The organism is Streptomyces sp. ADMS (genome assembly GCF_033441795.1).
Taxonomy (GTDB): Bacteria; Actinomycetota; Actinomycetes; order Streptomycetales; family Streptomycetaceae; genus Streptomyces.
This window is the reverse complement of sequence record NZ_JAVFVX010000036.1, coordinates 12,394-33,977: the sequence shown is the minus strand read 5'-3', so window position 1 is coordinate 33,977 and position 21,584 is coordinate 12,394. Positions and strand designations below refer to the sequence as shown.

General features: G+C 69.5%; 13 protein-coding genes and 2 pseudogenes. 7 read left to right on the top strand and 8 right to left on the bottom strand.

What is annotated here, in order from left to right; translation table 11 throughout:
- Positions 1-9 precede the first annotated feature (9 nt).
- Both RB628_RS17735 and RB628_RS17730 read left to right on the top strand, forming a co-directional pair.
- Positions 10-909 carry a carbohydrate ABC transporter permease gene (locus tag RB628_RS17735; RefSeq protein ID WP_318321428.1) on the top strand — a complete coding sequence of 300 codons (900 nt, stop codon included), beginning with the start codon at positions 10-12 and terminating at the stop codon, positions 907-909.
- Positions 910-1,147: 238 nt separating this feature from the next.
- Complete coding sequence (locus RB628_RS17730) at positions 1,148-2,833, top strand: glycoside hydrolase family 13 protein (RefSeq protein WP_318321426.1); 1,686 nt, start codon at positions 1,148-1,150, stop codon at positions 2,831-2,833.
- A gap of 117 nt (positions 2,834-2,950) precedes the next feature.
- Here the strand turns inward: RB628_RS17730 and RB628_RS17725 are convergent, their stop codons facing one another.
- Positions 2,951-4,288 (bottom strand): ferredoxin reductase family protein, encoded by a 1,338-nt coding sequence (locus tag RB628_RS17725; protein WP_318321425.1) that lies wholly within the window; start codon positions 4,286-4,288, stop codon positions 2,951-2,953.
- Positions 4,289-4,600: 312 nt separating this feature from the next.
- On the opposite strand from RB628_RS17725, the gene RB628_RS17720 reads away from it, so the two are divergent.
- The 4 genes from RB628_RS17720 (at position 4,601) to RB628_RS17705 (ending at position 13,873) form a co-directional block, all read left to right on the top strand.
- On the top strand, positions 4,601-5,983 hold the full coding sequence (locus tag RB628_RS17720) for an alpha-amylase family protein (RefSeq protein ID WP_318321424.1): 1,383 nt from the start codon (positions 4,601-4,603) through the stop codon (positions 5,981-5,983).
- A 103-nt stretch (positions 5,984-6,086) separates the two neighbouring features.
- Positions 6,087-11,591 carry a pullulanase-type alpha-1,6-glucosidase gene (gene pulA / locus RB628_RS17715; RefSeq protein WP_318321423.1) on the top strand — a complete coding sequence of 1,835 codons (5,505 nt, stop codon included), beginning with the start codon at positions 6,087-6,089 and terminating at the stop codon, positions 11,589-11,591.
- A gap of 70 nt (positions 11,592-11,661) precedes the next feature.
- Positions 11,662-13,284, top strand: a complete 1,623-nt coding sequence (locus tag RB628_RS17710; protein WP_318321422.1) for a fused response regulator/phosphatase — start codon at positions 11,662-11,664, stop codon at positions 13,282-13,284.
- 232 nt (positions 13,285-13,516) lie between these two features.
- Positions 13,517-13,873: an isomerase gene (locus RB628_RS17705; protein ID WP_318321421.1), complete on the top strand. Its 357-nt coding sequence runs from the start codon at positions 13,517-13,519 to the stop codon at positions 13,871-13,873.
- Positions 13,874-13,924: 51 nt separating this feature from the next.
- Here the strand turns inward: RB628_RS17705 and RB628_RS17700 are convergent, their stop codons facing one another.
- The 4 genes and pseudogenes from RB628_RS17700 to RB628_RS17685 form a co-directional block, all read right to left on the bottom strand.
- Entirely contained in the window at positions 13,925-14,644 is a 720-nt protein-coding gene (locus RB628_RS17700) for a TetR/AcrR family transcriptional regulator (RefSeq protein WP_318321420.1), read from the bottom strand.
- 56 nt (positions 14,645-14,700) lie between these two features.
- A pseudogene (locus RB628_RS17695) lies at positions 14,701-15,347 on the bottom strand (flavin reductase family protein).
- Between the two features lie 47 nt (positions 15,348-15,394).
- The gene (locus RB628_RS17690; protein ID WP_318321419.1) at positions 15,395-17,323 is read right to left on the bottom strand and encodes a hypothetical protein; all 1,929 of its coding nucleotides are present in this window, start codon (positions 17,321-17,323) and stop codon (positions 15,395-15,397) included.
- A gap of 49 nt (positions 17,324-17,372) precedes the next feature.
- On the bottom strand, positions 17,373-17,873 hold the full coding sequence (locus RB628_RS17685) for a tetratricopeptide repeat protein (RefSeq protein WP_318321418.1): 501 nt from the start codon (positions 17,871-17,873) through the stop codon (positions 17,373-17,375).
- 149 nt (positions 17,874-18,022) lie between these two features.
- Between RB628_RS17685 and RB628_RS17680 the strand changes: the two genes are divergently transcribed.
- Positions 18,023-18,478, top strand: coding sequence for a hypothetical protein (locus RB628_RS17680; protein ID WP_318321417.1), 456 nt, complete (start codon positions 18,023-18,025; stop codon positions 18,476-18,478).
- Positions 18,479-18,555: 77 nt separating this feature from the next.
- Here the strand turns inward: RB628_RS17680 and RB628_RS17675 are convergent, their stop codons facing one another.
- The 3 genes and pseudogenes from RB628_RS17675 to RB628_RS17665 all read right to left on the bottom strand — a co-directional run bounded on the left by RB628_RS17675 (position 18,556) and on the right by RB628_RS17665 (position 21,557).
- Complete coding sequence (locus RB628_RS17675) at positions 18,556-20,112, bottom strand: DUF1996 domain-containing protein (protein WP_318321416.1); 1,557 nt, start codon at positions 20,110-20,112, stop codon at positions 18,556-18,558.
- A 221-nt stretch (positions 20,113-20,333) separates the two neighbouring features.
- Positions 20,334-20,844: pseudogene (locus RB628_RS17670) on the bottom strand (LuxR C-terminal-related transcriptional regulator); the annotation flags it as partial.
- Positions 20,845-20,972: 128 nt separating this feature from the next.
- Positions 20,973-21,557, bottom strand: coding sequence for a winged helix-turn-helix domain-containing protein (locus RB628_RS17665; protein WP_318321415.1), 585 nt, complete (start codon positions 21,555-21,557; stop codon positions 20,973-20,975).
- Between the last annotated feature and the right edge of the window lie 27 nt (positions 21,558-21,584).

Here is a 21,584-nt window from a genome sequence, read left to right as displayed (position 1 = left end):
CCCGTACCCATGAGTGCCATGACCGTGCAGAAGTCCGAGCAGTCGGACCCGGCCGACACCACCGCAGCCCCGCAGCCCCGCGGGCGCCGGGGCCTCGCCACCACCCTCGCCTCCCACGGCATCCTGACCGTCGCGAGCCTGATCGCGCTCTTCCCGATCGCCTGGCTGCTCTTCCTGTCCCTCGGCCCGGACAAGGACGACTACCTCCACCCCGGGGGCATCTGGGACAAGATGACGCTCGACAACTACTCGTTCGTCCTCCAGCACACCAACTTCTTCGACTGGATGAAGAGTTCGCTGATCGTCTCGCTCGGTACGACGGTCATCGGGGTGATGGTCGCGGCGACCACCGGGTACGCGGTCTCCCGGATGCGCTTCCCCGGCTACCGCAAGTTCATGTGGGTGCTGCTGGTCACCCAGATGTTCCCGATCGCCGTACTCATCGTGCCGATGTACCAGATCCTCTCGGACCTCCAGCTCATCGACAACTACCTCGGTCTGATCCTCGTCTACTGCTCGACGGCCGTGCCGTACTGTGCCTGGCTGCTCAAGGGATACTTCGACACGATCCCCTTCGAGATCGACGAGGCGGGACGCGTCGACGGGCTGACCCCCTTCGGCACCTTCGCGCGACTCATCCTGCCGCTCGCCAAGCCGGGCCTGGCGGTGGCCGCGTTCTACAGCTTCATCACCGCGTTCGGCGAGGTCGCGTTCGCCTCGACGTTCATGCTGTCGGACACGAAGTACACCTTCGCGGTCGGCCTGCAGAGCTTCGTCAGCGAACACGACGCCCAGCGCAACCTGATGGCCGCCACCGCGGTACTGGTCGCGATACCCGTCTCCGCCTTCTTCTACCTGGTCCAGAAGAATTTGGTGACCGGCCTCACGGCGGGCGGTACGAAGGGCTGACGCCCGAGACCGGGAAGAGACTCCCGTACGCGCCTAGTCGTACGGTTTGGCGGGCCGCGGTGGCCATCCGACCTCGCTGTCACCGCGGGCCGCCCAAGTCCGCAGCGGTTCGGCAGCGCCGCCCCGAAAGGGCGCGGGGAACTGCGCGACCAGCCACGACGGACCCGCAGGTTCAAAACCGCCCCGCCCCAGCAGAAACCGACCCATGACCCGAACTCCGTTACGTACCAAGGACGTTATGAGCCAGCACACCGCCGCTCCGGCCCCGACCTCCGCCGTCACCGCCGCCGACCTCGCCGCTCGCGGTGACTGGTGGCGCGACGCGGTGATCTACCAGGTCTACCCCCGCAGCTTCGCCGACAGCAACGGCGACGGCATGGGTGACCTGGAGGGCGTACGAACCCGGCTGCCGTATCTGCGCGACCTGGGCGTCGACGCCGTGTGGCTCAGCCCCTTCTACGCCTCCCCGCAGGCCGACGCCGGCTACGACGTCGCCGACTACCGCGCCGTGGACCCGATGTTCGGCAACCTCCTGGACGCCGACGCCCTGATCCGCGACGCCCACGAACTGAACCTCAGGATCATCGTCGACCTGGTCCCCAACCACTCCTCCGACCGGCACGAGTGGTTCAAGCGGGCGTTGCACGACGGCCCCGGCTCACCGCTGCGGGACCGTTACCACTTCCGCCCCGGCAAGGGCGAGAACGGTGAACTCCCGCCCAACGACTGGGAGTCCATCTTCGGCGGCCCGGCCTGGACGAGGATCACCGAGCCGGACGGCACCCCCGGCGAGTGGTACCTGCACCTCTTCGCTCCCGAGCAGCCCGACTTCAACTGGGAACACCCGGCCGTCGGGGACGAGTTCCGCTCGGTCCTGCGGTTCTGGCTCGACATGGGCGTCGACGGTTTCCGTATCGACGTCGCACACGGACTGGTGAAGGCGGCAGGCCTACCGGACCTGGGTTCCCACGAGCAACTCAAGCTGCTGGGCAACGATGTCATGCCGTTCTTCGACCAGGACGGCGTACACGCCATCTACCGCGAATGGCGCCTGGTCCTCGACGAGTACGCGGGAGAGCGGATCTTCGTCGCCGAAGCCTGGACCCCGACCATCGAGCGCACGGCGAACTACGTCCGCCCGGACGAACTCCACCAGGCGTTCAACTTCCAGTACCTGGCGACCTATTGGGAGGCGGCGGAGCTGAAGGTCGTCATCGACCGCACCCTGGACGCCATGCGCCCGGTCGGCGCCCCCGCCACCTGGGTCCTTTCCAACCACGACGTCACCCGCCACGCCACCCGCTTCGCCAACGAGCCCGGCCTCGGCACACAGATCCGCCTCGCCGGAGACCGCGCGCTGGGCCTGCGCAGGGCCCGCGCGGCAACCCTGTTGATGCTGGCGCTGCCGGGTTCGGCGTACGTCTACCAGGGCGAGGAGTTGGGCCTGCCGGACGTCGTCGACCTCACGGACGAGGTCCGCCAGGACCCCGCGTACTTCCGGGGTGAGGGCCAGGACGGCTTCCGCGACGGCTGCAGGGTGCCGATCCCGTGGACCCGCGAGGGCTCGTCGTACGGCTTCGGCGACGGCGGCTCCTGGCTTCCGCAGCCCGCGGAATGGGCCGAGTTGAGCGTCGAGGCGCAGGAGGGTACGGCGGGCTCGACCCTGGAGCTGTACCGCGCCGCCCTCACCGCCCGACGCGAACACCCCGGCCTCGGCGCGGGCGACTCCGTCGAGTGGCTGAAGGCGCCGCAGGGCGTCCTCGCCTTCCGGCGCGGCGAGTTCGTGTGCGTCGCCAACACGAGTGGCGAGGCGGTCACGATCCCGGCGTACGGCGAGATCCTGGTCGCCAGCGCCGAGGTGACCGTGGTGGACGACGAGGCGAAGCTGCCGGCGGACACGACGGTGTGGTGGACGACGGTCTGAGAGTCCCGCGAGGACACGCTTCTCGCAAGCACCTCCGGTCCAACCTGCAGTGCCCGCCGCCCAGTTCGGGGCGGCGGGCACTGCTGCGGTCAGTAGGGGATGCCGACTTGTTCCCGGTCAGGCCAGGCCGAACTTCTCGGCGTGCACCTGTCGCGCGGGGACCCGCAGGGCTCGCAGGCCGGCGAGCGCGGCCGCGGTCATGGCGGGCGGGCCGCAGACGTACACGTCGCGTTCGATGACGTCGGGGACCAGCCGGTGCAGACTGTCCGGACCGAACGGCGGGGCGCCCTCGGCGGTCCTGCCGGTGAGCAGGTGCAGCCGGCCGCCCCGGAGCGCGACCAACTGGCGCACCTCGTTCAGCAGCACGGCGTCGGCCTCGCTGCGAACCCGGTACAGCACGACGACGTCACCAATCGCCTGTTCCTCGAGCATCGCCCGCACGGGCGTGATCCCCACGCCGCCGGCGATCAGGAGGGCGCCGGGCCGGGTCCGGTGCAGCGAGGTGAACGCCCCGTACGGCCCCTCGACGAAGGCGCGGCTGCCGACCGGGACGTTGCGCAGGCCGGCGCTGGCGCTGCCGACCGCCTTCGCCGTGAGGCGCAGCCCCCGTCCGTCGGGCGCCGCCGACAGGGAGAAGGGGTTGGCCAGCCACCAGTGGTTGTGCCCGGGGAACCGCCAGATGCAGAACTGGCCCGCGCGGGCGGGGAGTTTGTCGAGGTGTCGGCCGGTGACGTACACGGAGACCACGTTGTCCGACTCCGGCACCACGGCCGTGACATGGAACCGGTGGTAGGCGTTGCGCCACAGGGGCACGGCGATCCGCCCGGTCACCAGGGCGCCGAAGGAGAACAGCCACAGGAACCACCAGTACGCCGTGGCGAACGTGGAGGACGCGAACGTCGTCGTCTCCTCCAACTGGTGGACGAACGCCAGGCCCAGGGCCACGTAGAGCAGCAGGTGCAGCCCGTGCCAGACCTCGTACCGCAGTCGCCGCCGCAGGGGCCGGGTGGAGATCACGGCGATCACGAGGATGAAGGCCGCGGCCCACATGCCCAGCAGAGAAGCCACCACCCCGCTCAGGGCGACGAACGTCTTCCCCATGGACGCGTCGTCGAGCGTCGCGTACCCGAGCACCACCAGCGTGGCGTGGGTGAGGACGGTCCACAGCAGGGAGAAGCCGACCCAGCGGTGCCACACCGTGAGCCGGTCCATCCCGATGCGGCGGTCCAGCCACGGCAGCCGGGCCACCAGCAGCAGCTGGAACAGCATCAGCAGGGCCGCGTGCAGTCCGAAGAACTTCGCGACCGTGAGCACCCCGTTCTTGCCTGAACCGGCGCTGAGGAACAGTGCCTCGACAGTCACCACGTTGACGATGACGAAAGTCCACATCGCCCATCGCGCCGCGTCCACCGGAAGCACGGTGCCGCTGCGCACCGGATTGCTCGTCGCCGCCATGGTTGCCTCTCATCCCCCGTGGCCGCGGTACTCGCGGCCCGTACGCGCAAACCCCATGAAGACCGAGGGATTCGGCTGAACGCACACCTCGATCGGGAAAGGATACGGCGGGCGGGACCGATCTGTTCATGCCGGAACCAGTGAATCTGACCGCTTTCGGCGGGTTGGGCGCACGCGAAGAGGGAGCAACCCCAAGGGTTGACGGCTCGGCAGGCGACTCGTACCTTCTGGTCGGTTGAAAATTTTCAGCCATCTTGCAGCAAGAACCGGCAAGAGATCTTGCTTGGACCTTCAACGGAGAAGGACCCCCACATGGCCAGTAGAACCCTCTCCGGCGCGCTCGCCCTCGCGGCGGGCGCGTCGATGGCGCTCGCGGTCCCGACGGGCACCGCCAACGCCTCCCCGCCCGGCGCCAAGGACGTCACCGCCGTCCTCTTCGAGTGGAACTTCGCCTCGGTGGCGAGGGAGTGCACCAACAGCCTCGGCCCCGCCGGCTACGGCTACGTCCAGGTCTCCCCGCCCGCCGAGCACATACAGGGCTCGCAGTGGTGGACGTCGTACCAGCCGGTGAGCTACAGAATCGCGGGTCGGCTCGGTGACGCCACCGCCTTCAAGAGCATGATCGACACGTGTCACGCGGCCGGCGTGAAGGTCGTCGCCGACACCGTCATCAACCACATGTCGGCGGGCAGCGGCACCGGCACCGGCGGCTCGTCGTACGGCAAGTACAACTACCCCGGCCTGTACTCCTCCTTCGACTTCGACGACTGCACGGCCACCATCAGCGACTACACCAACCGCGCCAACGTCCAGAACTGCGAACTCGTCACCCTCGCCGACCTGGACACGGGCGAGGACTACGTCCGTTCCGCCATCGCCGGGTACATGAACTCCCTGCTCGGCCACGGCGTCGACGGCTTCCGCATCGACGCGGCCAAGCACATCCCGGCCGCCGACCTGGCCAACATCAAGTCGCGGCTGAGCAACACGTCGGTGTACTGGAAGCAGGAGGCCATCTTCGGCAGCGGCGAGGCCGTCCAGCCCACCGAGTACACGGGCAACGGCGACGTCCAGGAGTTCCGCTACGCGTTCGACCTCAAGCGGGTTTTCAACAACGAGAACCTCGCCTACCTGAAGAACTACGGCGAGGGCTGGGGCTACATGAGCAGCGGCGTCGCCGGTGTCTTCGTCGACAACCACGACACCGAGCGCAACGGCTCCACGCTCAGCTACAAGGACAACGCCGACTACACCCTCGCCAACGTCTTCATGCTCGCCCACCCGTACGGAGCCCCGGACATCAACTCTGGCTACGAGTTCTCCGACACGGACGCCGGGCCGCCCAACGGCGGTACCGTCAACGCCTGTTGGCAGGACGGCTGGAAGTGTCAGCACGCCTGGCCGGAGATCCGGCGCATGGTCGCCTTCCGCAACGCCGCGCGCGGAGAGTCCGTCACCAACTGGTGGGACAACGGAGGCGACGCGATCGCCTTCGGGAGGGGCGGTAAGGGCTACGTCGTCATCAACCACGAGTCGAGCGGTCTGAGTCGTACGTACCAGACCTCGCTGCCCGCCGGGACGTACTGCGACGTCCAGAACAACACGACGGTCTCCGTGAACAGTTCGGGTCAGTTCACCGCGACCCTCGGCTCCAACACCGCCCTGGCGATCTACCTCGGCAAGTCCACTTGCTGAAAGTTCTTACTGTTATTTTCACGACCCTTGCTGTAAACCTTTCGGCGGCGGTACGGTCGCGCGGGGTCGGACCCGAAGAGCCGTGATCGCAAGGAGTCCATCCGTGATACCGAGATGGCCGTCGCCGACAAGGCGCCGCACAGCCCGTACCACCCACGTTGCCCGTACCACCCGTACCACTCACGCCGCCCACGCCGGACGAGTCGCCGCGCTCACCGTGATCGCGCTGACCGCGGCCCTCGTCCAGCCCCTGGCTGCCGGAACCGCCGGGGCCGCCACCCCGCCCGCGCCCCCATCCGACGCGAAGCTGGCGAAGACCGCCGCCCGTAACGACCTGACCCGCGAGCAGTTCTACTTCGTGCTGCCGGATCGTTTCGCCAACGGCGACAAGGCCAACGACAAGGGCGGCCTCACCGGCACCCGCCTCACCACCGGCTACGACCCCACCGACAAGGGCTTCTACCAGGGCGGCGACCTCAAGGGCCTCACCAGCAGGCTCGACTACATCAAGGGCCTCGGCACCACCGCCCTCTGGATGGCCCCGATCTTCAAGAACGAGCCCGTACAGGGGACCGGGACTGGGGGTACCTCCCAGGCTTTCGGCTCTGGGGGAGCCTCCGCCGGGTACCACGGATACTGGATCACCGACTTCACCCAGGTCGACCCGCACTTCGGCACCAACCGGGATCTCGAAACCCTCATCTCCAAGGCGCACGCCAAGGGCATGAAGGTCTTCTTCGACGTCATCACCAACCACACCGCCGACGTCGTCGACTACGAGCAGAAGTCCTACGACTACCTCTCCAAGGGTGCCTTCCCGTACCTCACCAAGGACGGCGAGCCCTTCGACGACGCGGACTACGCGGACGGCACCAGGGCCTTCCCGAAGGTCGACACCGGCTCCTTCCCGCGCACGCCCGTCGTCCCGGCCGCGAAGAAGAACACCAAGGTCCCGTCCTGGCTCAACGACCCGACGATGTACCACAACCGGGGCGACTCCACCTGGGCCGGTGAGTCGGCCACGTACGGCGACTTCGTCGGGCTCGACGACCTGTGGACCGAGCGTCCCGAGGTCGTCAGCGGCATGGAGAAGATCTACGAGAAGTGGGTACGGGACTTCGGCATCGACGGCTTCCGGATCGACACCGTGAAGCACGTCAACATGGAGTTCTGGACCCAGTGGGCCACCGCGCTGGACGCGTACGCGGCCAAGAAGGGGCGCGACGACTTCTTCATGTTCGGTGAGGTGTACTCCGCCGACACATCCGTGACCTCGCCGTACGTCACCCAGGGCCGTCTGGACGCGACGCTCGACTTCCCCTTCCAGGACGCGGCACGCTCGTACGCGTCCCAGGGCGGCAGTGCCCAGAAGCTCGCCTCCGTCTTCGGCGACGACTACAAGTACACGACCGACAAGGCCAACGCGTACGAGCAGGTCACTTTCCTCGGCAACCACGACATGGGCCGGATCGGGACGTTCCTGCGACAGGACAACCCGGACGCCACCGACGCCGAACTGCTCGCCAAGGACAGACTCGCCAACGAGCTGATGTTCCTCAGCCGCGGCAACCCGGTCGTCTACTACGGCGACGAGCAGGGCTTCACCGGCGCGGGCGGTGACAAGGACGCCCGCCAGACGATGTTCGCCTCGAAGGTCTCCGACTACCTCGACGACGACGAACTCGGCACCGACCGCACCCACGCCGAGGACGCCTACGACACGAGTGCACCGCTCTACAAGCAGATCGGCGCTCTCGCCAAGCTCCGCAGGGCCAACCCGGCCCTCGCGGACGGCATCCAGACCGAGCGCCACGCGGCCGACGGCGCCGGCGTCTACGCCTTCTCCCGCACCGACGCCAAGTCCGGCACCGAGTACGTCGTGGCCTTCAACAACGCGGCCGAGGCGAGGACGGCGACCTTCGCCACCGGCTCGGCGGACATGGCCTTCAAGGGGATTCACGGCACCGACACCAAGGTGACCAGCGGCACCGACAGGAAGATCACCGTCACCGTCCCGGCCGGCTCCGCGATCGTCCTCAAGGCCGCCGGCAGGCTCGCCACGCCCACCACCAAGCCCTCCCTCACCCTCACCGCCCCGCCCACCGGCGCCACCGGCACGGTGAACATCACCGCCGATGTCGACGGCGGCGGGCTCAACCGGGTCGTCTTCGCCGCCCAGGCCGGAGGCGGCAGGTGGCAGACCCTCGGCTCCGCCGACCATGCCCCCTACCGGGTCACCCAGACCATAGGCAAGGACGTTGCCGCCGGAACGTCCTTGCGCTACAAGGCAGTTGTGATCGACCGCGCCGGACGTACGGCGAGCGCCACGGCGACCTCCGTCACGGGCACCCCGCCCGCCCCCGAGGTCCCCACGGCGTCCTCGCGTGACCACGCGATCGTCCACTACAAGCGCGCGGACGGTGACTACACCGACTGGCGCCTGTACGCCTGGGGCGACATCGCCGACGGCGAGGGCACGACCTGGCCCGCCGGCCACGGCTTCGTCGGGCGGGACGCGTACGGCGCCTTCGCCTACGTCGAGCTCAAGCCCGGTGCCTCCAGCGTCAGTTACCTCGTCATCGACAAGGACGGCAACAAGGACGTCTCCGCCGACCGCTCGATCGACGTCACGAGAACCGGCGAGATCTGGGTCGAACAGGGCAGGGAAGCCGTCCTGACGGAGAGGCCCACCGCCGACCACCCCGAGCAGGACACGACCAAGGCGGTCCTCCACTACCACCGCGCTGACGGCAACTACGACGGCTGGGGTCTGCACGTCTGGTCCGGCGCCGCGAACCCCACGGACTGGTCGCAGCCCCTGGAACCGGTGCGGACCGACGCCTACGGCGCGGTCTACGAAGTACCGCTCAACGAGGGCGCCACCAGCCTCGGTTACATCATCCACAAGGGTGACGAGAAGGACCTCTCCACCGACCAGGCCCTCGACCTCAGGACCGACGGCCACGAGGTCTGGCTCCTGAACGGCCAGGAGAAGTACTTGCTCCCGCAACCCGAGGGCAGCTCGGCCGCCCTCGACCTGACCACCTCCGAGGCCGTCTGGATCGACCGCGACACAGTTGCCTGGAACGGCAACGACACCGCCGCCTCCACCCAGCTGCTCTACTCCCGCACCGGCTCGATCACGGCGAAGGACGGCGCGCTGACCAGCACCGACGAGCGTCGGCTCCGCCTCACCAGGTCGTCCCTCACCGACGCCCAGAAGGCCAGGTTCCCGCACCTGAAGGCGTACACCGCCTGGACGGTCGACATGCGCGACCGCGACCGGGTCCGCGAGGCACTCCGCGGCCAGGTCGTCGCCTCACAGCGCGCCGCGAACGGAGCGGTGCTCGCCGCCACGGGCGTCCAGATCGCCGGCGTACTGGACGACCTCTACGACGGATCGGACGCCGATCTCGGGCCGGCGTTCCGCAAGGGCCGTCCGACGCTCTCCGTGTGGGCGCCGACGGCGCAGTCGGTGAAACTCGACCTCGACGGCTCCACGGTCGCCATGAAGCGGAACGACACCACCGGCGTCTGGTCCGTCACCGGCGGCAAGTCCTGGAAGAACAAGCCATATCGGTACGTCGTGAAGGTGTGGGCCCCGAGCGTCGCCGAGGTCGTCACCAACGAGGTCACCGACCCCTACTCCGTCGCTCTGACCGCCGACTCCGAGCGCAGCCTCGTCGTCGATCTCGACGACAGGTCCCTGGCGCCGGGCGGCTGGACGTCGTACAGCAAGCCCAAGGCCGCACCGCTCACCGACGCCCAGATCCAGGAGCTGCACGTCCGGGACTTCTCGGTCGCCGACAACACCGTGCCCGCGAAGGACAAGGGCACCTACCTCGCCTTCACCGACAAGGACAGCGACGGCTCCAGGCACCTCCGCGCGCTGGCGAAGGCCGGCACCTCGTACGTCCACCTGCTGCCCGCCTTCGACATCGCCACCATCCCCGAGAAGAAGGCGGACCAGGCGGCCGTCGACTGCGACCTGTCCTCCTTCGCCGCCGCCTCCGACCAGCAGCAGGAATGCGTGGCCAAGACCGCCGCGAAGGACGCGTACAACTGGGGCTACGACCCGTACCACTACACCGTTCCGGAGGGCTCCTACGCGAGCGACCCGGACGGAACGCGCCGCACCGTCGAGTTCCGGCAGATGGTGAAGTCGCTCAACAGCGACGGGCTGCGAGTCGTGATGGACGTGGTCTACAACCACACCCCCGCCAGCGGCCAGGCGAAGACGAGTGTCCTCGACAAGGTGGTCCCCGGCTACTACCAGCGCCTTCTCGCCGACGGCTCGGTGGCCAACTCCACCTGTTGCGCCAACACCGCGCCCGAGAACACCATGATGGGCAAGCTCGTCGTCGACTCGATCGTCACCTGGGCCAGGGATTACAAGGTCGACGGCTTCCGCTTCGACCTGATGGGCCACCACCCCAAGGCCAACATCCTGGCGGTCAGGAAGGCCCTCGACGCGCTCACCCCCAGGAAGGACGGCGTCGACGGAAAGAAGATCATCCTGTACGGGGAGGGCTGGAACTTCGGTGAGGTCGCCGACGACGCCCGCTTCGTGCAGGCCACCCAGAAGAACATGGCGGGGACGGGCATCGCGACCTTCTCCGACCGCGCCCGTGACGCCGTGCGCGGCGGCGGCCCCTTCGACGAGGACCCGGGCGTCCAGGGCTTCGCGTCCGGGCTGTACACCGACCCCAACTCCTCGACCGGCAACGGCACTCCGGCCGAGCAGAAGGCCCGCCTCCTGCACTACCAGGACCTGATCAAGGTGGGCCTCTCCGGCAACCTCGCCGCCTACCGCTTCACCGGCACCGACGGCGAGGAGGTCACGGGCGCCCAGGTCGACTACAACGGCCGGCCCGCCGGTTACGCGGACGCACCCGGCGAGGCCCTCGCCTACGCCGACGCGCACGACAACGAGTCGCTGTTCGACGCGCTCGCCTTCAAACTGCCCGCCACGACGAGCGCCGCCGACCGGGCCCGTATGCAGGTCCTCGCCATGGCCACGGCCACTCTCTCGCAGGGCCCGGCGCTCTCCCAGGCCGGCAGCGACCTGCTGCGCTCCAAATCCCTCGACCGCAACTCCTACGACAGCGGCGACTGGTTCAACGCCATCCACTGGAACTGCGCGAACGGCAACGGCAACGGCTTCGGGCGCGGACTGCCCATGGCGGCCGACAACGCCTCCAAGTGGGCTTACGCCAAACCCCTGTTGACATCCGTCGAGGTCGGCTGCGCCCAGATCGGGGGTGCCTCGTCCGCGTACCGGGATCTGCTGAGAATCCGTACGACGGAGAGTGACTTCTCCCTCGACACGGCCGGACAGGTGCAGTCGAAACTCTCCTTCCCGCTGTGCGGCAAGAACGAGACGCCCGGCGTGATCACCATGGAACTCGGCGATCTCGTCGTCGTGTTCAACGCGACGCCCGAGCGCAGTGAGCAGCGGGTCGTCTCGCTCGCCGGGGCCTCGTACGCCCTGCACCCGGTGCTGCGGGCAGGAGCGGACCGTATTGTCAGGTCAGCCACGTACGAGCGGGGATCGGGCACGTTCGCCGTTCCGGGGAGGTCCGTCGCGGTATTCACCCGCACCGCCTGACAAGGGCATATCGTGGTGGGGCAGACCGTGAACCTCCGGTCTGCCCCACCTGTGTCCCCAGGGCGGCCAGATGGACGGCAACGGCAAGTGGACAGACACCACCGTGCTGGTCGTGGACGACACCGCGGCCAACCGGTATGCGATGAGTGCCCTGCTCCGCCGCGTCGGTTACCAGGTCGTAGCAGCCGCGAGCGGCAACGAGGCGCTCGCCGAACTCGACGTACGGCTGCGCAGGGGCACCCTGCCCGACGTGGCCCTCATCGATATGAAACTGCCCGACATGACCGGGGTCGAGCTGTGCCGCCGGCTCAAGGCCCGCCCGCACATGGCCGGCCTGCCCGTCGTGCACTTCTCGGCCTCCTCCGTGTCCCGGTGTGACCGCTGCGACGGCCTGGACGCGGGCGGTGAGGCATATCTGACGATGCCCGCCGAGCCCGAGGAGATCGACGCGGTGCTGCGGGCAGCGGTGCGCGCCGCGCGGCTGCGGGCGGGCGACCAGGCACTGGCGCGGCGGCTGACCCGGCTGTCGGAAACCGTCTTCACCATCCAGGAGGCGCGCTCCCTGCAGGAACTCGCCGACGCCGCCGCCGAGGGCACCGCGCGGCTCACCGGCTCGCCCGCCGCAGTGTTCATCCTCGGTCCGGACGACGAGCTGTACCGCGCCACCTCCCGCGACCGCACCTCCCTCGCCATGCCGGACGAGAGCGCCCACCGCGTCGTGGCGGATCTGCTCCGGCGGCTCACCCGCGGGCACAGCGGGGTGCGGATCACCACGGTGCCCGCGCCGCTGTGGCCCGCCGGGTTCTTCCGGCCGGGCGTGGAGCACGACGCCCGTCTGGTGCTGATCCCCACCGAGGACGGCAGGACGTCGGTGTGCCTGGCCACGCCCACCCGCGGGGTGCGCAGAGTGAGCCCCGAGAGCGAGTCACTGGTCGCCCGGCTCGCCCAGGCCGCCGTGCTCGCCGCCGAACCGCTGCTCATGTACCAGGTCGAGCGGCATGTCGCCCTCACCCTCCAGCACAGCATCCTGCCCCGCCCCGACCGGCTGTCCGACCTGCCGGGCATCGACGTCGTGGTCCGGTACGTGCCCGCGTCCCGGGACGCCGAGATCGGCGGCGACTTCTACGCGGCCGTGCGCACCGACGACGGCGTGCTGGCCGCGGTCGGTGACGTCGTCGGGCACTCGCTGGACGCGGCCACCGTCATGGGCGAGATCCGCTACGCGCTGCGCGCCTACTGCGTCGACGAGAGTGACCCCGCTGTGCTCGCCCAGCGCCTCGACCGGATGCTCCAGCGCTACCACCCCGAGGTCACGGCCACCGTGTGTCTGGTCCACGTCGACCCCTCCACCGGGCGCACCCTCATCGCCAACGCGGGCCACATCCCGCCGCTGATCATCCGCGGCACCAGCAGCGCCGACTACGCCAAGGTCGAGGGCCCGCTGCTCGGCGTGGGCCTCGCCCATCCGCCGCCCACCGAACTGTTCCTCGAACCCACCGACCGGCTCCTCATGGTCACCGACGGTCTGATCGAGACCCGGGGCACCGACCTCGCGGACTCGCTGGAACACCTCCGCGCGGCCGCCACCGGTGCGCTGCCCGGCCTGGACGCCCTCTGCGACACGCTGCTGGTCTGCTTCGGACACGACCGGGAGGACGACATCGCGATGCTGGCGCTGCGGCTCGCCGAGTGAGCGCTCCGCTGGATGTGCGGTTCGATCGCCGCGGGCCGCGGCCCGCGGCGATCGAACCGCTGGGGGCTGGTCGCGCCCACGCGGCGGAAGCCTCATATGGGCACAGCCCCGCGCCCCTTGCGGAGCGTGGGTTTCGCACTCGACTTCCCCCGCGGCTGCTCAGGTTCGGCCGGTCGGGGCACGCCGGTTAGGGTGAGGTGGCCGTGACGTCGTTTGAACAGGGGTTTGATCCATGCCGCAGATCACCGTCGACTACTCGGGTCCGCTGACCGAGGCCTTCGACCGGCGTGCGTTCGCGCTCGCGCTGCACGAGGAGGTCGTCGCGACGGCGAAGGCGAAGCCCGACGCGTGCAAGACGCAGTTCCGCCGCACCGAGGACGCCACGGTCGGCGCGGACACCGACGGCCACGCCATCGTGCACGTCTGGATCGGCATGCTCACCGGGCGCACGGTGGAGACGAAGGCCCAGCTGACGGAAGCCGTACTGGAGCTCGTGCGCACCCATGTGAAGCCTGTCGAGGGGCTCGCCCTGCACGCCTCGGTCGAGGTCCGCGAACTCGACGACTCCTACCGGAAGTTCGACAGTTGACCTGTCCGGTCGACCTGACTGACCGACCCGTCTGGCCGAGCGGTCCGTGGCTTACGAGGCGAGCGAGATGAGCCGTGCGACCAGATCGCTGAACGGGCCGTCGGTGGGCTCCTGCTTGAACATCCGCCGCAGCAGCGCGGCCATCTCCTCGTCATAGGCGGCGCTTACGGCCGCCAGTGCCGCGAAGTCGTGCACGAGCTGCGCCTCCAGTTCCCCGCGCGGTACGCGCCGCCCGTCCAGCCAGATCAGCGCGGTCGACTCGACGAGCGATATCCACGTCCGGATGACCAACTCCAGCCGGGCGGGCGCCTCTTCGACCTCCAGATCCAGATGCGACAGGATCTGGACGTACGCGGCCTGTCGTACGGCGTCGATGAGCGCGTTCGTCGCCGAAACGTTGCTGGAGCGCACCCCGTCCGCGGACACCGCCGGACCCCCGCGCATCAACGCCGCGAAACCGGGCCCGTGTTCGTCGACGAAGTCGAAGAACCGGCGCATCACGCGCAGCAGCCGCGCCCCCAGCGGACCCTCGTGCGGCTCCACGAACCGGCCCGCCAGATCGTCCGACGCCCGCTTCAACGCGGCCTCGTACAGGCTGAGTTTGCCGGGAAAGTAGTGGTAGACCAGTGGGCGCGAGATGCCCGCGGCCGACGCGATCTCATCGATGGAGACCTCGTCGGGCGAGCGGCGGCTGAACAGTTCGAGGGCGACGCCGATCAACTGCTGCCGGCGTTCCTCGACTCCCATTCTGCGGCGAACCCCGGTTGTCATGCGAACACCTTACCGATCGAATACGGCTCGCAACGGACCGGTCCGACCGAGGATGTTCACAAATCCAGCACAAGTGGACCGCGCCGTGCCCGCGACACGCAGATCAACATCGAGTCCGCCCGTTCCGTATCGGTCAGCAGCTCGTCGCGATGGTCCACTTCCCCTGCCAGCACCCGCTGTTGGCAGGTTCCGCAGAACCCCTGCTCGCACGAGTACGCGATGTCCGGCAGCTCCGCCCGTACGGCGGCCAGCACGGTCGAGTCGGCCCGGAGCCGGCGAGCGGGAAGCGGTTGCGCGGGCCGCGCACCCCGACCGTCATGCCCGCCCGCAGCTCCTCGTGCACCTCGCGCGAGCCCCGGTGCCCGCCCGGCACCAGCCGCGTGGCGACGGTGTACGCCGAGGTGTCCGCAGGGTCCCCGCACAGCGAGTACTGCCGGACGAGCCCCGACGGCAACACCACATCGAGATGAGCCCCCGGCGCCCAGCCTGGCAACGCCCCTCCCTCCAGGCGCAGTTGTACGACCCCGTCGGCGACCGTCTCATGCGCGGCGACCGTCAGCCGCAGAGCCCGGGAGCGAGGCCGGCCGGAGACCGGCTCTGGCGGCGCGGGCAGCGGCCACAGCGCCGAGGCCTCGATCCGTCGCCGCATGGCCCGCCGGGCGAGCAGCGCGGCCCCGGCGGCGAGCGCGAGAGCCACTGCCATACATACGGCTCCGCCGGTGGGCACGACAAGCCCCCACCGGCCCGCACCTAACGCAACCCACTGATGGCCCGCCCATCCTCAAGGGTCCCCTTGAGCCCGGCCTGTGCCCCCTGCCGGGTCTTCGCCGCCAGCAGGGCACCCCGCGAGGACGAACGCACTCCGCCCGTCGCCGTGATCGACGCCGTGTTCTCCGCGCCGGCGGCAAGCATGTACCACTCACCCGCCCCCGACTTCCACAGCACCCCGGCAAGCACGTTCGGGTCGCGGTAGCCGCACGCCGGCGTGTTCTCGGACTTCGCCGCGACCGCCCCGTACTGCCCGCCCGGCGTGTGGAACTGGGCCAGCACCCGGGCGCCCTCACCCCGCCAGGTCTCGGCGCGGGTGCACACCCAGTCGGCGGCGCCGCTCGCGTCGGGCAGCGGCTGCTCGGCGTACTGCCAGGCGTTCACGGAGCGCACGCCCTGGGAGTGCATCGCGGCGAGGGAACACGCGAACGGCGACCACGTGGCCAGCGCGGTCGGTGTGGACGTCTCGCGGGGTGCGGTGGGGCGGCCAGTGGTGAGGTGGGCCGGGACGAGTTCGCCGAGGTCGCTCAGCAGACGGGCGCCCCCGGCATCGGTCACCTGGAGGGTGTTCCAGGACCGGCAGGTACCGGTCTGCGCGACCGGGCTGGCCAGCGGCCCGGTCACCCCGTCGGTCAGCCCCAGGTCGATCGGCGTCGAGGCCGGCTTGCGCAGGTCCCGCATCTCCGCCGTGCGCACCCAGGGCGCCGTCAGATAACGGACGTTGCCGTCGGCCCGCTGGAGGACCACCGCGTCCGCCTCGGCGCCGGTCGCGCCGTCGACGCGGGCGAAGTCGAGGGCGGCCCCACTGGTGCCGTCCTTCGGTTCGGCGTATCGGGCGATGCGCAGACCGTCGTACAGGATCACCACGCGAGCCGCGTCGACAGTGCCCGCGTACAGCAGCTGGGGTGGGCCGGCCGGACCGCCGGACGGGGTGCCCGTGGTCGCCGAGACCTGGACCGTCTCGCCGGGGCGCGCCCAGATGGCGAGGGCGCGGCGCAGCAGGGCTCTGTCGCCGACCAGGTCACCGCGCGCGGGCCAGACGGAGAAGTCGGTGCGCGCGGAGGACTTCCAGGTGGTGGCGGCCACCAGGGTCAACCGGGCCGGGTCCAGGGCGGCCTCGGCGGCCGGGTTCTGCGCGTACGCGGGGGCGGCGGCGCCGTCCGGGGCCCAGCCGTCGCCGGGCAGGCCGACCAGCGTGCCGCACACCGCGACGGCCGCGGCGCCGACGAGCGCGGCTTTCAGGTGCTGCCTGCGCCGCATCAGGTCGGTCGGGCGCGCGTGGAGCGAACAGGGGTCGAACTCGGCGGATTCGAGCAGCGCGTACTGCGCGGGGACCTCGTCCGCCTCGCGGAGCGCCTCGGCCGGCCGGTCGACCCCGGCGGCCTCCAGAGCGGTGTGCACGTCGGAGTCCGGGAGCTTCTCCAGGCCACGCAGGACGTACGCGGCCCGGGCGGGGCCGGACAGGGCCGACAGCCGCTGGTCCAGGGCGAGTTCGTCGGCGCCGCCCGAACGGGGGAAGAGCCGCAGGCCCCACACCTGGGGGAGCAGCGGCGGCAGCTGAGACCGCTTCGGCAGCGTGCGCCCTCGCCACGGCTGCCCCGCCGCCAGCGCCGTCCGCAGCACCTGGAGGCGGACGAGCGCGTAACCGGGGTCGCCCGCGCGGCCCTTCGGCTGGGCCGGGATCGAGGCCGAGGCCGTGCGTCCCCTGGGCAGCGCCCGCTGGGTGAGGGCGTGCGCGGTCAGGACACGCCGGTTGCGGCCGAGGCTCGGCGGCAGCACCAGATAGGCGAGCCGGACGAGCCGGGGGTAGTGCTCGACGAGCGCGGCCTCGGCCTGCTCCACGTCGACGACGGGGCGGGCCTTGGCGCGGCTACCGCCGGCGGGGTTCGGGGCGACATCCTTTGACTGCACGTTCAGCAGAACGAGCGAATCGTCGGATGGTCACCTGGCCCGCCGTGAACTACCCCTCGGGCTCGGTGAGCAGGCGGGCGTAGTTCGCCATCGAACGCTGGTAGCGCGGAAGATGGGCAGCGAGGGCGCCGAGGACCAGCGAGAGGCCCTCGCGGTCGCGGCCGAGACCGGACAGGCACAGCGCCAGACACGCTCGTACGGCGTCGTCCAACTCGTCGGAAGGGGCGTCCAGTTCGGGGGTGAGCAGCTTGACGCCCTCCTCGGCCTGCCCGAGGTTCCGCAGCGAGCTCGACAGCTGGATCTTCGCCCGCCGCCCGCGGTAGCCACCGAGCCCGCGCGCGAGCGCCTCCCGGTAGAGCGGCACCGCCTTGTCGGAACGGCCCGTGGAGTCCCACGCGCAGGCCTGCTCGAACGGGCCGTAGGGGCTGCCGTCGGGGAGTTCGGCGACGAGGGTGTCGATCACCGCGCGGAAGCCGGCCGCGTGCGCCTCGTCGTATTCGTCGAGGGTGGCCCAGGCGGCAGTCGTACGCTGCTCCCAGTCTTCGTTCATCGGCTCACTCTCGCACGGGTGTGCGGCGGGAGGGGAGCCCATTGAGCGCTGGGCGCGTGTGAGCCGTATCGAAGAGGAGGCCCCTTGCCGGGGCTGTCTGCGGCATGGGCCGATCGGGCTCGGCGTCGGAACGACCGGAGGAACGACAGATGAGGTTGACGCGACCGAAACTTGTGGCGGCCGGAGCCGTGGCGGTGCTGGGACTGGCGCTCACGGGCTGCGGGGGCGGTGACGAGCACGCTTCCGGGCACGATGCCACCGACGCGGTGCCGGTCGCAGCCACCGGCAGCCTCGAACAACTGGCGAGCGAGGCGGGCTGCAAGCCGAACATGCAGACGGACGAGGACACGATCCGCCAGGCCGTCTGCAAGAGCTCCGACGGCAAGTTCGTCCTCGCGACCTTCGCCACCGACCGCGGTCAGGCCGAATGGCTGAGCGGGGCGAAGGACTACGGCGGCTACTACCTAGTCGGCCGCAAGTGGGTCGCAGTCGGCGCCGAGAAGACGGTCGCGGCACTGCGTGGCACGCTCGGCGGGACCCTGGAGGAAGGGTCAGCTCACATGAATCCCGGTGGCAGCCACAACAAGAGCGGTCACAGCAGCTGACCGCGCGGGCCGAAGGCAAGCGAAAGCCGGCGGTGGGAGATCCCACCGCCGGCTTCCTCATGTGCTGCTCGGTGTGCCTACTGGCAGTTCTGACCGCTGTTGATGCAGTTGACCATCTCATTCATCGTGTTCTCGTCGAAGAAGTTGATGAAGTCGTTGTGGTCGGTGATCGCCTTGTGCAGCTGGTCCGGGAAGCCGTCCACCGCGAACGGGTTCACGATCTGTCCGTTCTGGATCTGCGGAGCCGGAACGTCGTAGACCAGACGGGCCTGGAGCTGGGGGATGGCCTGGAAACCGTTGGCACAGCTACCGTCCGCCTCGACGAAGTCGATGTGGGTGCGGTGGTTGGCGCTGTCGATGTTCTGGCCGTCCCAGCAGCTCTGGAAGAAGGACGTCCGTACCACCGAGCTGCCCGCGGGGCAGATCGGGTACTTGTCCGTCAGCTGGCGGTCCTCGAAGCCGGTGCAGCTCCAGTTGGTGTTGGCGTTGTTGAGGCCGTTGGTGAAGGCCTTGGCGTCACCGGTGATGATGCGCAGGGCCTGCGGCATCGCGACGACGTCGCTCGTCTTGTTGCCGACGAACTTCAGCTGCGCCTCGCTGGCCTGGAGGATCTTGCCGATGTTGCCTTCCGCGCCGCCACCGAGGTCGTTCGCGTCGAACTCGGCCGTACCGTCCTGCAGGCGCAGCACCGGCCAGTAGTACGACGACTTGTCGCCCTGGTTCTGGCAGCTGGTGTCGGCCTGGAGGAACTCCTGGTCGCTGGTGAAGGCGTTGTTGTCCTGGTTGCCGACGTAGTCGTGCGTGTGCTGCGCGCCGTTGTCGACACCGGGAGCGACGATGATGTTGTCCGAGTTGTGGTTGTCGTTCCCGTTGGTGCCGCAGCTCGTGGTGAAGCTGCCCGTCGAACCGCCGTTTCCGTTCGCGGCGAGACCGTTTCCGTTGACACCCTGCGGGCCGCCGTTCGGCTGAACCTGGGTGATGTCCTGGAAGTCGGCAGCCACCGGGCCGTTGATGACCTGACCGTCATTGCCCTGGTCCTGACCACCGTTGCCTTGGTCCTGACCGTCATTGCCCTGGTCCTGACCGTCATTGCCCTGGTCCTGACCGTCGCCGCCACCGTTGTTGTTGCCGTTGCCGTTGCCGCCGTCGACGACCTCCGGCTGCTCGGCCGGAACACCCGTACACCCGGCAAGCTGGTCGGCTCCCTGGGGAGTCCTACCGCCCGCGTTCCTGATGTTGATGTTGATCCGGTCGAGGGTGGCCACCCGCTTGGACTTCAGCGGGCCGAGGATGGCGTTGTTGACGAAGCTGGCATCCCCCGCCTGGGCCTGGCGTGTGTCCGCGAGGCGCTTGTAGGCATCCGTGACCTGCTGGTCGAGCTTCGCCAACTCCCCGGCAACGGCCTTCCGGGCCTTGCGCGGCACATTGGTGAGCTTCTGGCCGACATCCGGGCAGGAGATCGTCGCGATCTGTGCGGCAACGGCCTTCGTTCGGTTCTGGGCGCCGTTCCTCTCGTGTGCGGAGGCGTAGAAATTCGCCCAGACAAGTCCACCACCACCGATCGCGAGGGCCGCGGATGCGGCCACGGCGCGAACGGCCAGTGGTGAGCGTCGTTTACGTGCATTGCGTCCCATGGAACTCCTCTGACTTCCTTGCGGGGCTATCGAGGCGCCCGACAGGAGTGAAGCGGCGTCATCACATACGCGGGGGACCCCAGGAGTGTTCAGCCGCCTCAGAAATTGATGAGAGATTCGCGGGACAATTCGACCCCAACTTCACCCGTGATACCGGGAGTTGCGGATCTCTTACGGCAAGTGTTCGACAGAGGGGCGAATGCCATCGGTTTTGGCTGTTTTCAGCGACCCTGGTCCAGATGGGTGAGTACCGTCAGGACACGGCGATTGTCGTCGTCCGACACCTCAAGACCCTTTTGGTTGGGCGAAGATGTTGGACAGGTGCTTGGCGATCGCCCGCTCCGCTACCACGAGATGCCCCGCGATCGCCGCGTTCGAACGTCCCTGGGCCATGAGACCCAGCACCTCCAGCTCCCGTAACGTCAGCCGCCCCAGTGGCCGGCCGTCCCCGGCACGCCCCGTCAGCAGTTGCTGGATCACCTGCGGGTCCATGACGGTGCCGCCCGCCGCGACCCGCCGTACGGCGTCCATGAACTGCTCCGCGTCGAACACCCGGTCCTTGAGCAGACGGCCGACCCCGCCGACCCCGTGGGCCGGCAACTCCCGTGCGTACAGCCGCTCCACGTGCTGTGACAGCACCAGCACCCGCCCCGGCAGCCCCGGCCGTGCCCGGCGGGCCCGCAGAGCGCACCGCAGCCCCTCGCCGGTGTGCGTCGGCGGCAGGCGTACGTCGTACCCGGTTCCCGGCTTCGCTCGAACCGGGAGGTGCCCCCATCGGCGACGTCCGGCGCCGGCTCACGGGCCCGGTCACCCGTACCTGGGGGTGGTGCCAGCCCCACCCCTCCCGTGCACGCGGTCGGTCAACGCGCGATCGGGGGCGTGTACTTGTACCCCACCCGCCGTACCGTCCGAATCGCGCCCCGGTGCCGCACGCCGAGCTTGCGGCGCAGCCGGGCGATGTGGACGTCGACGGTACGGCCGTCACCCACATGTTCGTAGCCCCACACCGTGGTGACCAACTGGTCGCGCGTGTGCACCCGGTTGGGGTGGGCGACGAGATGGGCGAGCAGCTCGAACTCCAGGTACGTGAGATCGAGCGGCTGCCCGTCGACCTCGGCGGTGCGCTGCACGTTGTCGACGTGTACGAGGGGACGGCCGCCGTCGGCCGCCGACTGCGCGGGTTCCGGCCCCAGTTCGGGGTCCGGGAGCGCGAACGGCGGTACGGGCGGCTGCTGGTCGGCAGGTACGAGCACCAGGTAGCCGATCATCGGCGGCCGGCCCGGCAGCGTGGGCAGCGTGTGCGGGGGAGCGGGCAGCCAGGTGGTACCCGGCGGCAGGAGGTCCGCGACGTCGACCGCCCCGTCCCGGTCGACGGCACGCAGCCGGTGCTGTGCGGAGCCGCCGGGGGAGGAGGGCAGGGGGGAGAGAGTACGAGTGGTCGCCATGAGAGGTCAGCTCTTTCGCGCGAGGAG

Bases quoted from the DNA above. Each gene is read 5' to 3' on its own strand.
- RB628_RS17725 (WP_318321425.1), bottom strand. From the start codon at position 4,288: ATGGCGGCGACGAGCAATCCGGTGCGCAGCGGCACCGTGCTTCCGGTG.
- RB628_RS17710 (WP_318321422.1), top strand. From the start codon at position 11,662: ATGGACGGCAACGGCAAGTGGACAGACACCACCGTGCTGGTCGTGGAC.
- RB628_RS17705 (WP_318321421.1), top strand. From the start codon at position 13,517: ATGCCGCAGATCACCGTCGACTACTCGGGTCCGCTGACCGAGGCCTTC.
- RB628_RS17700 (WP_318321420.1), bottom strand. From the start codon at position 14,644: ATGACAACCGGGGTTCGCCGCAGAATGGGAGTCGAGGAACGCCGGCAG.
- RB628_RS17685 (WP_318321418.1), bottom strand. From the start codon at position 17,873: ATGAACGAAGACTGGGAGCAGCGTACGACTGCCGCCTGGGCCACCCTC.
- RB628_RS17675 (WP_318321416.1), bottom strand. From the start codon at position 20,112: ATGGGACGCAATGCACGTAAACGACGCTCACCACTGGCCGTTCGCGCC.
- RB628_RS17665 (WP_318321415.1), bottom strand. From the start codon at position 21,557: ATGGCGACCACTCGTACTCTCTCCCCCCTGCCCTCCTCCCCCGGCGGC.
- RB628_RS17680 (WP_318321417.1), top strand. From the start codon at position 18,023: ATGAGGTTGACGCGACCGAAACTTGTGGCGGCCGGAGCCGTGGCGGTG.
- RB628_RS17730 (WP_318321426.1), top strand. From the start codon at position 1,148: ATGAGCCAGCACACCGCCGCTCCGGCCCCGACCTCCGCCGTCACCGCC.
- RB628_RS17720 (WP_318321424.1), top strand. From the start codon at position 4,601: ATGGCCAGTAGAACCCTCTCCGGCGCGCTCGCCCTCGCGGCGGGCGCG.
- RB628_RS17735 (WP_318321428.1), top strand. From the start codon at position 10: ATGAGTGCCATGACCGTGCAGAAGTCCGAGCAGTCGGACCCGGCCGAC.